This window comes from Enhygromyxa salina, from assembly GCF_000737335.2.
Lineage (GTDB): Bacteria > Myxococcota_A > Polyangia > Nannocystales > Nannocystaceae > Plesiocystis > Plesiocystis salina_C.
The window spans coordinates 22,346-38,112 of sequence record NZ_JMCC02000069.1 but is presented as its reverse complement, the minus strand read 5'-3'; the positions used below and the strand labels follow the sequence as shown (position 1 = coordinate 38,112).

The 15,767-nt window shown below is 69.1% G+C and carries 9 protein-coding genes; 2 read left to right on the top strand and 7 right to left on the bottom strand.

The window, feature by feature from the left end:
- Position 1: 1 nt before the first annotated feature.
- Positions 2–850, bottom strand: coding sequence for a KPN_02809 family neutral zinc metallopeptidase (ypfJ, locus tag DB30_RS24845; RefSeq protein WP_052553291.1), 849 nt, complete (start codon positions 848–850; stop codon positions 2–4).
- A 138-nt stretch (positions 851–988) separates the two neighbouring features.
- On the opposite strand from ypfJ, the gene DB30_RS24840 reads away from it, so the two are divergent.
- A complete protein-coding gene (locus DB30_RS24840) occupies positions 989–2,326 on the top strand; it encodes a cytochrome P450 (RefSeq protein WP_052553303.1) in 1,338 nt (445 codons plus the stop codon).
- Here the strand turns inward: DB30_RS24840 and DB30_RS24835 are convergent.
- The 3 genes from DB30_RS24835 to DB30_RS24825 form a co-directional block, all read right to left on the bottom strand.
- A complete protein-coding gene (locus DB30_RS24835; RefSeq protein WP_276204378.1) occupies positions 2,256–4,982 on the bottom strand; it encodes a cation-translocating P-type ATPase in 2,727 nt (908 codons plus the stop codon). The two genes, DB30_RS24840 and DB30_RS24835, sit on opposite strands and share 71 nt — an antisense overlap.
- Before the next feature lie 201 nt (positions 4,983–5,183).
- Positions 5,184–5,693, bottom strand: a complete 510-nt coding sequence (locus tag DB30_RS24830; RefSeq protein ID WP_052553289.1) for an O-acetyl-ADP-ribose deacetylase — start codon at positions 5,691–5,693, stop codon at positions 5,184–5,186.
- Positions 5,694–5,762: 69 nt separating this feature from the next.
- Positions 5,763–6,983 (bottom strand): beta propeller repeat protein, encoded by a 1,221-nt coding sequence (locus tag DB30_RS24825; protein WP_146660476.1) that lies wholly within the window; start codon positions 6,981–6,983, stop codon positions 5,763–5,765.
- 110 nt (positions 6,984–7,093) lie between these two features.
- On the opposite strand from DB30_RS24825, the gene DB30_RS24820 reads away from it, so the two are divergent.
- Complete coding sequence (locus DB30_RS24820) at positions 7,094–8,794, top strand: CotH kinase family protein (RefSeq protein WP_052553285.1); 1,701 nt, start codon at positions 7,094–7,096, stop codon at positions 8,792–8,794.
- A gap of 13 nt (positions 8,795–8,807) precedes the next feature.
- On the opposite strand, the gene DB30_RS24815 is transcribed toward DB30_RS24820, so the two are convergent.
- The 3 genes from DB30_RS24815 to DB30_RS24805 form a co-directional block, all read right to left on the bottom strand.
- Complete coding sequence (locus tag DB30_RS24815; protein WP_052553283.1) at positions 8,808–9,671, bottom strand: poly(ADP-ribose) glycohydrolase domain-containing protein; 864 nt, start codon at positions 9,669–9,671, stop codon at positions 8,808–8,810.
- A gap of 70 nt (positions 9,672–9,741) precedes the next feature.
- Entirely contained in the window at positions 9,742–10,305 is a 564-nt protein-coding gene (locus DB30_RS24810; RefSeq protein WP_146660473.1) for a hypothetical protein, read from the bottom strand.
- An 85-nt stretch (positions 10,306–10,390) separates the two neighbouring features.
- Entirely contained in the window at positions 10,391–15,760 is a 5,370-nt protein-coding gene (locus DB30_RS24805; protein WP_052553281.1) for a type I polyketide synthase, read from the bottom strand.
- Positions 15,761–15,767 lie beyond the last annotated feature (7 nt).

Below are 15,767 nucleotides of genomic sequence, written 5' to 3'. Positions count from 1 at the left end.
CTCAGAGCGCGCCAGAGAAGCTGTCGCAAGCCCGTGGATCTCCGCGCTCGTACCCCCGCCTGAACCACTCCACCCGCTGGGCCGAGGTGCCGTGCGTGAAGGTCTCGGGCGAGACCGTGCCGCGGCCCATCCTCTGCAGCCGATCATCACCGATCGCCGCCGCTGCCGTCAGCGCCTCGTCGATGTCACCCACCTCGAGCAGCCCCTTGCGCTGGGCGTCGTGCGCCCACACCCCGGCGTAGCAGTCTGCCTGCAGCTCGAGCCGGACCGAGAGCCCGCTCGCGCCGCGCTGGCGCGAGCCAGAGGCCCGGTGCACGCGCTCGCTGGTGCCGTTCAGGTTCTGCACGTGATGCCCGATCTCGTGGGCGATCACGTAGGCCTGGGCGAAGTCCCCCCCGGCGCCAAGCCTGCGCTCGAGCTCGTCATAGAACGACAGATCGATATAGACCCGCTGATCCGCCGGGCAGTAGAACGGCCCCGTCGCGGCGTCGCCAAACCCACACGCGGTCCGGGTCGAGTTGCGAAACAGGACCAGCTCGGCCCGGCGATAGCCCGGGAGCTTGCGGGCCCAGCTGTCCTGCGCGTCGTCGAGCACGAAGCCGACGAACGCGGCCTGCTCGTCGGTCCCGGCCTGACCCGAGCCGCCGACGCTGGACGCTTGCTGGGCGACGCCGCCGAACAGCTGTAGGGCCCCGTAGCCAAGCAAGACCGCGATCACCCCAGCCCAGCCCCAGCGGCTGCGGACCACGAGCATGAGCAACGTGAACAGCAGCCCGCCGCCACCGCCAGCGCCACCCTCCGAGCGCCGATCGATGAGGTCCGAGCTGCGGTGGTTGGGGTCCCATCGCACGGCGCCATGATGGGCCGCCGCGGCGACGATGCAAGCCCCCTTTTGCCCGAACGGCCGCCCCCTTCGTCGGCGTGGCGCCCGGCGCGGCAAACCGAGTACGATCGCGCGGCGGACCCACGCATCGCCATGACTGACCCGATGACGACCCTGCCAAACGGATCACGCCGAACCCTGCGCAACACCTATCAATTCGCGCTGCACCCCTACGAGACCATGCGAGACATGCGGGAGCGCTACGGCGACCCGTGGTTTGCCTCGGCGCTCAATGGCCGGCTGGTGATGACCGCCGAGCCCGAATTGATCCGCGAGATGTTTGCCAACCGCGACGGCGAGCTGTTCGACGTGTTCGCGACCCAGGCGATGGACGCGTTCTTTGGCTCGCACTCGTTGCTGACCATGCGCGGCGAGCCCCACAAGCGCGAGCGCAAGCTGCTGACGCCGCCGTTTCACGGCGAGCGCATGCGGGCCTACGGCGCGGTCATGGTCGAGGCATCGCGCGCGGCGCTTGCCAACTTGCAGCCGGGCCAGGAGTTTGTGGCGCTCGACTGCACGACCAAAATCTCGCTCGAGGCGATCGTCCGCGCCGTGTTTGGGGTCGAGGAGCGCGAGCAAGTTCAGGAATTCCAGCGGGTGATCCTCGCTACATTGGACGCGGTCAAGCCGGCGTTTTTCTTCTCCAAGGCGACCCAGATCGCGCCATTTGGACGGGGCGCCTGGGCCACCTACATGCGCCATTCAAACGAGGCCGACCGCCTGCTCTACGCCCAGATCGAGCGCATGAAAGACCGCACACAGGGCCGCGAAGACATCCTGTCATTGATGCTCGACGCCCGCTACGACGACGGCTCGCGCATGAGCGACACCCACCTGCGCGACGAGCTGCGGACCTTGCTGATCGCCGGGCACGAGACCACCGCGATCACCTTGGCCTGGGCGCTCGACGCCGTCCACCGCCACCCCGCCGTGCTGCGCAGGCTGCTCGAAGAGATCGACCCGCTCGGCCCCGATCCTGCCCCCGACGCCCTGGCCAACTTGCCCTACTTGGGCGCGGTCATTGACGAGACCCTGCGCATGTACCCGGTCGTTGACGCGGTGTTTCGGGTGCTGCGCAAGCCCTGGCGGTTTGGCGGCTACGAGCTACCGGCTGGCGTCGCGGTCACGGCTGCGATCATGGTCGTCCACCGGCGCGAGGATCTCTACCCCAACCCCCACGCGTTCGAGCCCGAGCGGTTCTTGGCGCGAAAGCCCAAACCCTGGGAGTACCTGCCGTTTGGCGGCGGCAACCGGCGCTGCATTGGCGCGGCCTTCTCCCACTATGAATCGCGCGTCGCGCTGGCCACGATCTTGCGCGAGTACGAGCTCGAGTGCGCGCAGGCTGACGCGCCGCAGACCGAACGACGCAGCATCACGCTGGGCCCCAAGGGCGGCGTCCCCATGCGTCTGAAGGCGCGGCGCGAAGCTTCTGCCGGATCCTGACGATCTGTCCAACCACCATCGGCACCAAGCTCATACCCACAATCAGCGCCCACCCGCGCACCGATGGCGGCCGCGTATCGAGCAGGTCCGAGAGCCCCGGCAGGTACAGCGCCGCGACCACCAGCACGGCGCACACCCCCAGCGCGCCCCACATCCATGGGTTGCGGGTGATCTCGTTGCGCAAGATCCCCGACTTGGGATCGCGCAGGCTCAGCGGAAACCACAGCTGACACAGGACCAGCGTCAAGAACGAGATCGTGACCGCGGACGGGTCGTCGAGGCCCAGAACCCGCTGCGCTAGCTGCCCGCTCACCAGCACACAAGCTCCCATGACCGCGGCGAATCCCACGATCTCGAACCAGTGCCGCCGGGTCAATACAGGCTCGGTCGGGTCGCGAGGTGGATCGCGCATCTCGTCCCCGCTGCCCGGCCCAACCCCGAGCGCGAGCGCCGGAAACACGTCGGTCAGGACGTTGAGATACAGCAGCTGCAGGGGCAGCAGCGGGAGCATCCAGCCGGCCAGGCTCGCCACGCTCACGGCGATGATCTCTGCGACGTTGGTGCAGAGCATGAACATGACAGCCTTGCGGATATTGGCGAATATCACCCGGCCCTGCTCGACCGCGACGACGATGGTCTCGAACGCGTCATCGCGCAGGACCATGTCCGCGACCTGCTTGGCCGCCTCGGTCCCGCGCTTGCCCATGGCAATGCCAATGTCGGCCTGCTTGAGCGCGGGCGCGTCGTTGATCCCGTCGCCGGTCATCGCAACGATCTCGTGTCGGCCCTGGTAGATCCGCACGAGGTGGAGCTTTTGCTCGGGGCTGACCCGCGCGTAGATGTTGGCCGCGTGCACGCGATCACGCCCAGCCGCGTCGAGCCGCGCGGGCGGCTTGAGATCGCGGCCGTGCATGACCACCGCCTCGGGATCCCCGACGTCGCCGATGATGCCGACCGCGGCGGCGATCGCCATGGCGGTCTCGGGGAGGTCCCCGGTGACCATCGCAACCCGGATCCCGGCGGCCTGACACCTGTCGATCGCCGCCTTGACGCCCGCGCGCGGCGGATCGAGCAGACCGACCAGGCCGACGAAGCGCAGCTGCTCGTAGGGCCGGGCCCGGACCGAGTCGACCTGCTTGTCCGCCAGCGCCAGGACCCGCAGGCCCTCGCTGCCAAGCGCCGCCGCCTGGGCCTGCCAGGCGCTGCGTTGTTGTTCGGTCAGGGGGGCGCCGCCCTCTCCGGTCGCGCCCACGATCTGGGTGCAGACCGCCAAGACCGCCGCGGGAGCGCCCTTGACTGTGACGTAGACCTTGCCGTCGAGCGCGTGAAAAGTCGCCATCTTCTCCACGCGCGGCTCGAAGCGCTCGACCCGGAGCTCGGGCATTTGCTCGAGCACCGTGCTGCGCTCGAGCCCAAGCCGACGGCCGGCGGCCAGCAGCGCGAGCTCGGTTGGATCACCGCGCGGGTTGTCCTCGTCGGCGAGCTCGTCGAGCGACGCGCCATTGCAGAACACCGCGACCTCCAGCGCCCGCAACGTCCCCGTGTCCAGCCGCGCCCAGGTCTCGCCCGGGCCGCCGTCGAGCGCGATCGTGTATTCGCCAGCGGGCGTCACCACCTTTCGCAGGCGCATTCGGTTCTCGGTCAAGGTGCCGGTCTTGTCGGTGAAGATCACCCGCGTGGCGCCCAAGGTCTCGACCGCGGTCAGGCGATTCACCAGCGCGTTTCGCTGGGCCAATACATACATGCCGCGCGCCAGCGCAATTGTGGCGACGATCGGAAGGCCCTCGGGGATCGCCGCGATCCCCAGGGCCAGCGCCGTCTCCAGCGCAAGCGTCGGGTCGCGCCGTTCCACGCCAAGGTCTTGCCATAGCGTCAATCCCACGATCGCGAGGGTCACCCACGCCAACCGATGCCCAAGCTGATCCAAGCTCCGCTGCATGGGCGCGAGCCCGGACTCGGCGTGACCGGCGAGCGCGGCGATGTGCCCGAATTCGGTCCGGCCCCCGGTCTCGACCACGACTCCAAGCGCGTGACCATCGACCACGCTGGTGCCCTTGTGCAAGATGTTGGTGCGCTCGGGGACCAGCGCATGTTCGGCGATCTCGTCGGGTAGCTTGTCGACCGGGACCGACTCCCCGGTGAGCGCGGCCTCGTTGATGCGCAGGTGTTCGCCGCTGATCAAGCGCAGATCCGCCGGGACCAGATCCCCGACACCAAGGGTCACGATGTCGCCCGGCACCAGCTCGGTCGCGCCGATCTCACGCTCGTGTCCGTCACGCCGGACCCTGGTTTGGTGCTCGCTGAGTTTGCGCAGCGCCGCGATCGAGCGGACCGCCCGATACTCGGTAAAAAACCCGATCCCCGCGTTGATCACCAGCACCGCCAACACCGCCAGGCCCTCCGGCCAGCGGCGCGTCGCAAACGCCAAGATCATCGCGGCGCCCAGCAGCGCCACGACGATGCTGCGAAATTGACCCACCAGGATCTTGACCCACGAGCGCGTCTCGACCTGATCGAGTTGGTTGAGGCCGTGCTCACGACGGCGCGCGTCGGCCTCGGCGTCGGACAGCCCGCGCTCGGGGTCGACGCCAAGGGTCGCTAGCGTCTCGGCCACTGGTTTCGCGTGCCAGTTTGGGCTCGCGGGAGGGACTTGCACCGCGGCTTCGTAGGACCGGCGGACGCTTGGCGCAATCGACTACGTCGCCTGATCACCGTGCGAATTATGCTTGCAACATTGTGGCGGTTGCGGCGGCTTCACAACCGCCGCAAAAACAGCCGTCCGGGTCGAGGCCCCGGTCGAGCCCCGGTCGAGCCCCGGTCGAGCCCCAGTCGCCAAGGACGGCGTCCCGTCACCCCGTCACCCCGCCAGCGCGCGCTCGAACGCCTCGAACACATCCGCGCGCGCGAGCACGAACCGGACATCGACCACGCTGCCCCAGCGGCGGCGGGCGACCCCCACGGCGATCGTCGCGGCGGCGTCGAGCGGAAACCCGTAGGCGCCGGTCGAGATGGCCGGGAACGCCACGCTGGTCAGGCTGTGGTCCATGGCCAGCGCGAGGCTGTTCTCGTAGGCCTGCGTCAGCACGGCCTCCGGCTCGGGCGTGCGCTGCCAGATCGGTCCAACCGTGTGGATGACCCAGCGGGCGGGGAGCTCGAAGCCGGGTGTGATCCGGGCCTGCCCGAAGGGGCAGCGGATGCCGTTGACGGCCGGGCTGCGCCGACACGCCTCGAGCAACAAGGGGCCTGCCGCGGCATGGATCGCACCGTCGACGCCGCCGCCGCCGAGCATCTTTGGGTTGGCGGCGTTGACGATCGCGTCGACGTCCACGGTGGTGATGTCGCCGCGGAGCAGGATTGGCTCTGGCACGGCGTCGACACTACCACCTCGGCGCGACGCGTCGCTGCCTGGCGGCGCTGGCGGCCGGGGCCGCTTGCGTCAGTCCGCCGGCGCCTCGAGTTCACGCAACGCATACAGCGACCCGGTGCGGGTCCCCAAGTACAGATCATTGAACAGCAAGGCCATCGACACGAAGGTCTCCCCTTCGACCGCCGCGATACTCGCGACGTGCTCCCAGCCCATCGGACCCGCGCTCAGATCCTCGCTGCGATGCACGCTGACCCCGCCATCGGCCCGCTCCATCAACATCAGCAGCGCTTCACCCCGATCGCCGTCCGCGGCTTGCCGCGCCCAGGTGACCAGCTCGAGCACCCCGTCCTCGTGGACCGGCCACGGTTGATCCTCCGCGAAGCCCTGCCCCTCGACTCGATAGCTCCCATAGTACTCACTGCGCCCCGGCGTGCCCGAGAATGCAGCGATCACCATCTGGTCACCCAGCGTAATCGGGATCAACGAGCCGCTGGGCAGGCCCTCGAGCTGCTCGAATGCGCCTTTGCCCCGGCGGATCCACGCGAACGCCTCGCCTGGTTCGGGTGAATCGCGGCCGCTCACAAACAGCAATTCGGGCGTCGCCCCCAAGTAGTAAAACCGTGAGAATCGATCGGGGCCAGACTCGCGCCGCAGCGCTTCGGTCCAGCTCTTGCCGCGATCCTTTGAAGCCATCAACAGCGCAGGCTGGCCGTTGAGCGAGCCGGTGCACGCGTACAGCGTGTCGCCCTGCGCGGTCACGTCATACACATGAACCCCGCCGGGGATCGGCGTTTGCACCGACCACGCCGCCGCGCCGCAGTCCAGCCGATACACGCCGCCGGACTCTTGATGACCGTCGGGATCGGTCGCGGGGCAGTACAGGGCGTCGGACGTTGCGAACAGGTGCTGGACCTCCTCGGTTGGCGCCACGCCCAGGTCCACGAAGTCCTCGATCCGTGGGTCCCAGGCGTGCATGGCGATCGGCCCGGTGTTGTCGCTGTAGTCGCCGTAGCCAAGGTGCAGGCGGCCGTCGAACGCGGTCAGCACCCCCAACACCTGCCCGCGCGCGGTTGGCTGATCGGCGAGACCGGGGATCTCGCTGCGGGTCGCGACGAGCTCGAGCTGCTGCGCGCCGGGGACCCCGCTGACCGGCACGGCGATCGGCTCGCACGCCTTCGGCCCGGCGTCGCTGTCCTCTGCGCTGTCCTCCCCGTCGGCCTCTGGCCCACCGCAGCCGCCCAGCACGAGCGACAGCGCGAACAGCGAGACGAGCCGGAGACCTGGGCACACACACACCTCGTATCATGTTCTCGGCCCCGCGATGCGCGAACTCTCGCTCGCCGCGAGCACGCAACCCCTGCTCTGGTCCATACTCGACCCGGACCCAACGCCGTACGCCCATGACCCCTCGAGCCCCCTCGCCAGCTGCCTGGATCCGCCGCGCCTCGACGCTGGCGGCCGCGCTGTGTGGCGCGCTCGCCTGCGGCCAGCCGCCCTACCAGTTCGACGACGGCCCCGCGACCAACTCTGACGAGCTGTTCTCGATCGATCGCCTGCCCCGCTTCGAGATCGAGCTGAGCGCGAGTTCGTGGGCCGCGCTCGAGGCCGAGCCCAAGGAGTGGGTCCCCGGCAGCTTCGAGTACGACGGGGTCGTCTACGCCAACGTGGGGGTCCGGCTCAAGGGCAACCACTCGTTTCGGCCGATCGACGACAAGCCTTCGTTCAAGATCAAGTTCAACAAGTATATCCCCGGCAACCGCTTCTTGGGGCTCGAGGGCCTCACCCTCAACAACATGGTGGTCGACAGCTCGATGCTGCGCGAGTGGATCGGGTACCGCGTGTTTCGAGCGCTCGGCGTGCCGGCCCCCCGGGTTGGCTATGCGCAGGTGTGGGTCAACGGCGAGCGCTACGGGCTGTACCTCGACATCGAGCCGTACGACGATGAATTCCTCGAGCGGGTCTATGCGGATCCCAGCGGCAATTTGTATGAGTCGGACAAGAGCGCCGACCTCGATGAAGCGCTCGACAGCTGGGACCAAGACGAGGGCGAGGACCTCTCCCGCGACGATCTGCTGGCGTTCTCGCAGCTGGCGTTGCTCGACACCAACGAGGTGTTCTACGCGGACGCGGGCGGCGTGGACTTGCCTCGGTTCCTGGCGTTCTTGGCCGGCGAGACGATCGTTGGCCACTTCGACGGGCACATCGGCGGCCATAATTTTTTTGTGTATCACGAGCCCACGCTGGATCAGTGGAGCTACCAGCCGTGGAGCTTGGACCAGGCCTTGGTCCGCAAGGTCACGCCCTTCGAGCACGCCGGCTACCTCGGGTTCAAGTGCCTGCGCGACTCGCAGTGTCTGGTCGACTATATCCAGGCTTCGCAATTGGCGTTGACGCAGCTTCAGGCCGTGGACATCGAGGCTGAGGTCGAGCGGGCGATCGCGCTGACCGATGAGGCAATGCGCGCGGATCCGCGGCGGCCGTATTCGGCCAAGAGCGTGGAGTCAGGGCGCGAGCGCTCGCTGGACTTCATCAAGGCCCGGGCGGCGGAGCTTGGGCCGCAGCTCGACTGCCTGGTCGATGGCGCGGAGCCAGATCGGGACAACGATGGCTTTGGTCCGTGTTTTCAGGACTGCAACGACGACGATCCGGCGATCCATCCTGACGCGGAGGAGCTCTGTGATGAGATCGACAATAATTGCAGCGGGTACGCCGATGACGTTCCTGCGTGCGAATGCCCGATGGTGGAGAGCGAGGGGCGTCAGTTTTACTTGTGCTACAACTCGATCACGTGGCTCGCGGCGCGGGATTTTTGTGTGGCGCAGGGGCACGTGCTGGCGCGCTTTGACAGCGCTGCGCAGATGGCTGTGATCGCGGAGGCCGCAGAGGCCGTTCATTCTAGCTATTGGTCGTTTGGGCTCAATGATCGGGACGTGGAAGAGGACTACCGCTGGCTCGACGGTAGCGCGCCCTCGTTCATGGCCTGGGCCAACGGGGAGCCCTCGCATCAGCTGGGGTGGTTTGACTGTATCTTCTTGAACGATGGGTTGTGGTCGGAGCGCAATTGTATTGAGAAGGCGCCGTTTATTTGTAGTGACGACTAGGCTTGGGTGGCGGTCAGCCGCTGGCGAGCGCTCGCTCGAAGGGGGTGAAGTTGTCCGGGCCGTAGCCGGGGTCGAAGATCGCAAACGCCACGCAGTCAAATGCATCCGGCCGGCCGCGCAGCGCCGCCGCGTAGAGGCCCGCAACCTGATCCGCCGGGTTGGCGAACGCCCCGCAGCCGAATGCGCTGAGCACCGCATGACGAATGCCGGCCTCGATGAGGGTGTCGAGCTGGGCGCAGATCTTGGCGCTCGCCTGCTCGGGATCGAAGCGCCGGCCGTCACGTAGATCCAACGCGGCGGCACGCAGCTCGTAGAACGGGAACACTCGGTCGTGGGGGAGCCACGCGTAGCCAAGATCGTCGCGCTCGCGATCTTCACCCCCACGCAGGCATACCCGGGGTCGCCGGGTGTCCAACAATACGCGCCCGTGGTCCGCGTTGAGCAGCGCCGTCATGCGCGGTCGGTAGCGCTCGGTGATTGGGTCCATGTCGTCGGCGACGACGGCGAAGTGGCAGTCGGTGCGCCGAAACATGTTCTCTTCTTGGGCGGGCGATCCCTCGACGTAGCCGCCGCCGGGCATATAGGCGTTGGCCATGTTGAGAACGGCGAAGGTTTGGCCGTAGGTCTGGGTGAGCGCGAGGGTGACCTCGCCCCAGTCGCCGGGGAGGACTTGTACGGTTGGTTGTTGGCTCGCGGCGGGCGCGGTGGCGTGCCAGCGGGCGAGGTTGGTCTGGGCGAGTTGGTGGTAGTGGTCGGGGGGGTCGGCCTCGAGGAGGGTGGTGATGGTCTCGCGTAGGACGGCGCGACGGCGGGCGAAGATCGGGGAGGCGTGGCGGCCGACGGAGAATGCTTGCTCTGAGGGGATCGTGCGGCCCATTTTGACTGCATAGCACACGAACCCAGACACTCCAGATCGTTCATGAGCGCCCTCTGAATGCCCAGACGCGCTACAGATCATCGATATACCAGCGGTCCTGAAACTCGTTGAAGTCATCCATTTGTTCGCCAAGGACGCCGAGCGCCCCGCCCTTCCAGCGCTCGAACGCGACCGCGCCATCCGGCGTTCGCAGTCGCTCCGGGAACGTTCGGATCGTGTACACGGGGTTTTGCCCGGCGTAGTCGCGGCCGATCTCTTGGAACCCCGCCCCGTCCAGAACAAACTTGGTCTCGCCTCGAAACGCCAATTGGACAGCGTCGAAGCGCTGCCCCTTCATCGCGTCTGCATACTGCAAGAACACCCGAAACACGTCGATCGGGGCCTTGTCGCGGCCGACGTCACGCAGGTCGTAGACCAGCACGCCAGGCGTCACGTAGTGCTCGAGGTGGACTTGCACCTCGATCCCAGCGTTGCGTGGATCGTTGGCGATCACGTCACGCATCGGGTCTTGAAGAAACACCTGGTTCCACGCGAACACACCTCCGGTGACCAACAGCAGCAGGATCAATGTCCCAACCGCGGACCGAATGTTGCGTCGTTTCCGCGTCTTCGCGTCGCTCTTGTCGTCGTTCATCGGCGGTACAGTGACCGCGGGGCACGTTGGGATCAGTTAAAAATTACGCGGAAGCACTTCGACCTCGAGCCGGCCTTTGATCCGCTCAGATCGTCAGCTCTTCCCAGTCGCCATCCTCGGGGACTGCCGCCCCCGCCCCCGCCCGCGCGTCGAGCTGCGCGTCGACAAGCTCGATCAACTCCGCCAGCGAGATCCCACGCAACAGCTCGACGACCGCCGGCGCCGCCCCGGTCTCCGCCTCGATCCGATTGCGCAGCTCGAGCGCCATCAGCGAGTCGATCCCCAGCCGAGTCAGCGCAACGCCCGGATCGATCGTGTCCAGCGCCGCGCCAGGGATCTGCAACACCCGCCCAAGCTGCTCGCGCAAGTACACACCAAGCCGCTCGCGACGACCATCAGCATCGCCCAAGCGCAGCGCGGCGAGCGAGCCGGAGCTGGCAGCAAGCGCCCGCGCGGCCCCGTCACCAAAGCGCGCGAGCGCCTCGAAGTAAGGCAGCTCCGCGAGCTCGGCGTGCCGACTCAGCCACGCCCGCCAGTCGATCGCCATCACCCCAACATGCCCAAGCTCGGCCGCGAGCGCGCGCTCGAGCGCGGCATAGGCCGCCGCGGGGTCCATGTCGTCAAACCCATGCAGCTCCCCCCGCGCGGCGAGCTGCCTGCTCGCCATCTCACCCGCCGCGAGCAGCCCCCAAGACACCGCGGTAACCGGGCGCCCAGCCGCGCGAGCGTGAGTCGCCAGCCCATCGAGGCACGCGTTCGCGGCCGTATACGCGCCGAGCAGCGGCGACGGCAGCACGGTCGCGGCCGATGAAAACAGCAGCGAGAACCCAAGCTGATCCCCAAACACGCGCTCGAGCGCCCAGCCGCCGGCGAGCTTGGCCCGCAAGCAAGCGCGCAGCTGTTCGACCCCCAGCTGCGCGAGCGCGAGCGGGTGCTGGACACCTGCGGCGTGGACCAAGCCGCGGATCGCAGGCCGCTGCTCACACCGCCACCGCTGCGCAAACGCGCGCAAGCTCGGCTCGTCGGCGACGTCGAGCGCGACCACATGAACCGCGGCGCCGCGAGCCTCGAGCGCCCGCACGGCCGCGACCCGAGCCTGCTCGCGGGACCCCGCCGCGAGCTCGCCCCAACGTTCACGCGGCGGCAGACCGGTTCGGCCCAGCAGGATCAGCCGTCGCGCGCCAAGATCGATCAGGTGCGCGGCCATCCGCAGCCCAAGCCCGCCAAGCCCACCCGTGATCAAGTAGCTCGCCCCAGGATCCAGCCGGCTCATCGGGCTGGCCACCCCACGCGCGTGCGCGGGCGTGCGCTGCTCGAGCCGGGCGGCGAGGCGCTGACCGTCTCGGTAGGCGACCGCCGGCTCCTGATCGTCGATCCCCAGCTCGTCGGCCAGCTGCGTGGCCATGCCAACCACCCCCGCGGCCGGGTCCAGATCGACCGAACGCGCGAACCGCTTGCCGCCCTCGATCTGCATGACCCGACCCAGACCCCACACCGCGCTGAGCATGGGATCCACGAGGCCAACCAAGCTCGGCGCCGCCGCTTGGGTGACGAGCCAGATCCGCTGATCCGCCCCGACCGCTCGATGACTCGCCAGCGCGCCCTCGCATGCCGCGGTCCCAGCCTCGAGCGTGGCGGCGGCGCTTTGATCCGCGAGCGCGTCGGCACGTGGCGTCGGCGCAAAGTGGACGATGTCCGTGGCGGCCGCTGGCTCAGCCAGACCAACCCCGCGCGCGGCCAGACATCGAAGCAGCTCGCGCTGCAGCGGCGCGGCCTCCCCCACCAACGCGAAGCGCCGCTGTGCATGGTCCGGCTGCGCGGCCCCAGTCGGGCGCCACGCGAGCGCGTGGTACCAGCTCGACTGCTGCTCGTGCAGGTACTGCACGCGCAGCCCCTCGACCTCGACGATCGCTGCCCCGCCCGCGTCGGCAACGATCACGTCCCCGCGCAGGCTGCCGCGGCGCTGCTGCTCGTCGACGCGGATCCAGCTGGCGTGGACCCCCTCGGCGGCGGCGTAGATCGCAATTCGATCGATGCGCGCCAGCACCAGGGAGCCGCGATCCCGCTCGGCCCCGCGCAGCAGCGGCTGCGCGCAGGCGTCGAGCAGCGCGGGGTGAAAGCAGTGACGCGAGAGCTCGTCGGCGATCGGCTTGGGGACCGCCAGATCCACGAGCATCTCGGCGCCGCCGCGGGCGATCGCGGTGACGCCTGCGAACGCGGGGCCCCAGATGTTGCCCGTTTGGTTGAGCCACTCGTAGAACGCCGACCCGCTCATGTGGGGCGCGCAGCGGCTGCGCAGCGACTCGAGATCGAGCGCCGCGCGGCGGGGCTGAAGCTCGACCACCCGGCCGCGAACCCGCCGGGTCCACTCGCGCTCCGCTTCGCCGCGAGCCCAGATCTCAAACTGGCTGTCGTGCGCCTCGCCCTCGACGCGCAGCTGCAGCTCGAGCGACTCGCCTTCGCTGAACACGATCGGCCGCTCGAAGTCGACCTCGCGCAATTCATGGACCGCGCGGCCTCGCTGGGCCAGGGCGCTGAGCACCAGATCGACGCTGCCCATGCCCGGCAGCACGCAGCTGCCTTCAACCAAGTGATCACGCAAGAACGGGGCGTGGTCCAGTGACACGCGGCTGGTCCACGCGCGGCTCGGGGCGACAGCGTTGGCGTGGGCGAGCTCGACCCGCGGACCGAGCAAGGGGTGAGCCCCGACGACAGCGCCCGCCTCCACCCGCGGCAACCAGTGGGCCTGGCGCTGAAACGGATACGAGGGCAGCGCGGCGTGGGTGCGGGCGCCAGCGTAGACCCGATCCCAGTCGAGCTTCGCGCCGGCCTCGTAGAGCGCCGCGAGCCCAGCGGCGAGCTCGGCTTGCTCGTTGGCGTTGCGCCGGCCCGAGCTGACCAACAGCCCCCGCACACCGAGCGCGTCGAGGCCCTCGCGCACGGCCGGCAGCAACACCGGGTGCGGGCCAAGCTCGATGAAGGTGTGGTGTTCGTCGGCGACGGCGGCCTGGATCGCCGGCCAAAACCGAACGGGCTCCCGCAGGTTGCGACGCCAGTACTCCGCGTCCAGGCGGGTGCCCGGGTCGAGCAGGCCGCCGTGCACAGTGGAGTAGAGCGACAGACCCGCGCCGCTCGTTGGGCGGGTTTCCACGCTGGCGAGCGCGCGCAACAGCTGCTCGCTCGAGTGATCCACGGCCGGGCTGTGCGAGGCCACGCCAACCGCGATCCTTCGACAGCGAACCCCGCCCGCTTCGAGCGCGGCCACCAGCGCGTCCACGGCCGCGAGCGGCCCCGACAAGACCGCAGCGTGAGGCGCGTTGTCAGCCGCGAGCGCCATCGCGTGATCGCCCGCCTGCTCGATCCGGCGGGCGAGCTCGGCCGCGGGCAGATCGACGGCGACCATGGCACCGACCGCGGGCAGCGTCTGCATGAGCGCGCTGCGACGCACGATCACGCAGACAGCGTCTTCCAGGCTCAGCCGCCCAGCGAGGTGCGCCGCCGCGACCTCGCCCATGCTGTGGCCGATCAGCGCGTCGGGTCGGACCCCAAACGCCTGCCACACCGCGGCGAAGCCCACGCTCAGCGCGAACAACATCGGCTGGACCCGATCAACCCGCTCGACCCACTCGAGCTCCGCCGGCCTTGGATCGCGCAGCGTGTCGATCACCGACCACCCCGCGAGCGGACGGATCACCGCGTCGCACAGCTCGAGCTGGGCCGCGAAGGCCGGCTCGTGCTCGAGCAGACACCGACCCATGCCGAGCCACTGACCGCCCTGCCCGGGACACACGAACACGACCCCGCGCGGGGTCGCGTGGGGGGCGATCGACTGGGTGTTGGCCCGCTCGGCGAGGGCCGCCCGCAGCTCGTCCGCGCTCGCGCCCGCGACCGCGATCCGATGCGAGGGGTGATGCGTGCGGGCTCGGGCCGCGCTCGCGCAGTACTCGTGAAGGTCAGCCGCGCGCGCCAACGCGGCATCGGTCGCGGAGATCAGCGCGCGCAGGGCCGGGGCGTCGTGGGCAGACAGCGGCAGCACGAAGCCGCTGCGCGCTGGCGTGGCCAGCTCGGTCCGCGCGGGCGCCTGGGCCAAGATCACGTGGGCGTTGGTGCCCCCCATGCCAAACGAACTGACCGCGGCGTGACGCTGCGCTTGGCTGACCCACGCCCGCGGCTCGCTGGCGATCTTCACCCGCGAGCCGCCAAGATCGATCGCGGGGTTGAGCGTCTGGAAGTGCAGGCTCGCCGGGATCTGTCCGTGCTCCAAGCATGCGATCGCCTTGGCGACTCCGGCCAGACCCGCGGCGGCCTCGAGGTGGCCAATGTTGCTCTTGACCGATCCAACCGCGCAGACCGGCGCCGCGCTGCTCGGGGCTCCATACTCGGCGACGATCGCCTGCATCTCGATTGGATCCCCGAGCGCCGTCCCGGTCCCGTGCGCCTCCACGTAGCCGATGCTCCCCGCTTCGAGCTCGGCGTCGCGCAGCGCCGCGCGGATCAACGCGCGCTGGGCCACGACGTTCGGGGCGGTCAGGCCGTTGCTGTGTCCGTCTTGGTTGACCGCCGTCCCGCGGATCACCGCCCGCACCCGATGCCCCTGCGCGACCGCTGTGGCGAGCCGCTCGAGCACCAACACGACGACCCCCTCGCCGCGCACGAACCCGTTGGCGCGGGCGTCGAAGGGCTTGCACCGCCCGTCGCTGGCGAGCATCCCCCACCGCGACAGCGCGATCGATTCTTCCGGCGCCAGCATCAGGTTGGCGGCGCCGACCAGCGCCAGCGAACACTCCCCGCTCAGCAAGCTGCGGCAGCCAAGGTGCAGCGCGACCAACGAGGACGAGCAGGCCGTGTCCACGACCAGCGCCGGGCCGCGCAGATCCAGCAGGTACGCCAAGCGACCGGCCGCGATGCTGTGGTGGGTGCCCGAGGCCGTGTACGCGTCGATCGCAAACCGGTCGCGGGTCGCGAGCTTGGCGTAGTCGCGCTGGTAGCTGGCGACGAACACCCCCGTCGCGCTGCCCTCGAGCTGGTCGCGCCGCAGGCCGGCGTCCTCGATCGCAAACCAGCTGTGCTCGAGCAGCAAGCGGTGCTGTGGATCCAAGGTCGCGGCCTCGCGCGGGCTGATGCCGAAGAAGCTGGCGTCGAACTGATCGACCTTGGCCAAGAACCCGCCAAACTGCGAGGCGATCGATCCGCGTCGCTGCGGATCGGGGTGGTAGTAGTCGGCGATCGGCCAGCGCGAGGCAGGCACCGGCACGATCGCGTCCACCGAGTCGCGCAGCAGCTGCCAGTATCCGGCCTCGTCCGCGGCCCCGGGCAGCCGCAGCGCCAGGCCAACCACGGCGATCGGATCATCGGCCAGGCGACGGGGCCCCGCGCTGGCGCGCAGCTGCCGGAGCAGCTCCTGCTTGGCCGGCGACAGACCACGCGCGCCGGGCTTCTCGACTGCATCGGACATGACTGAG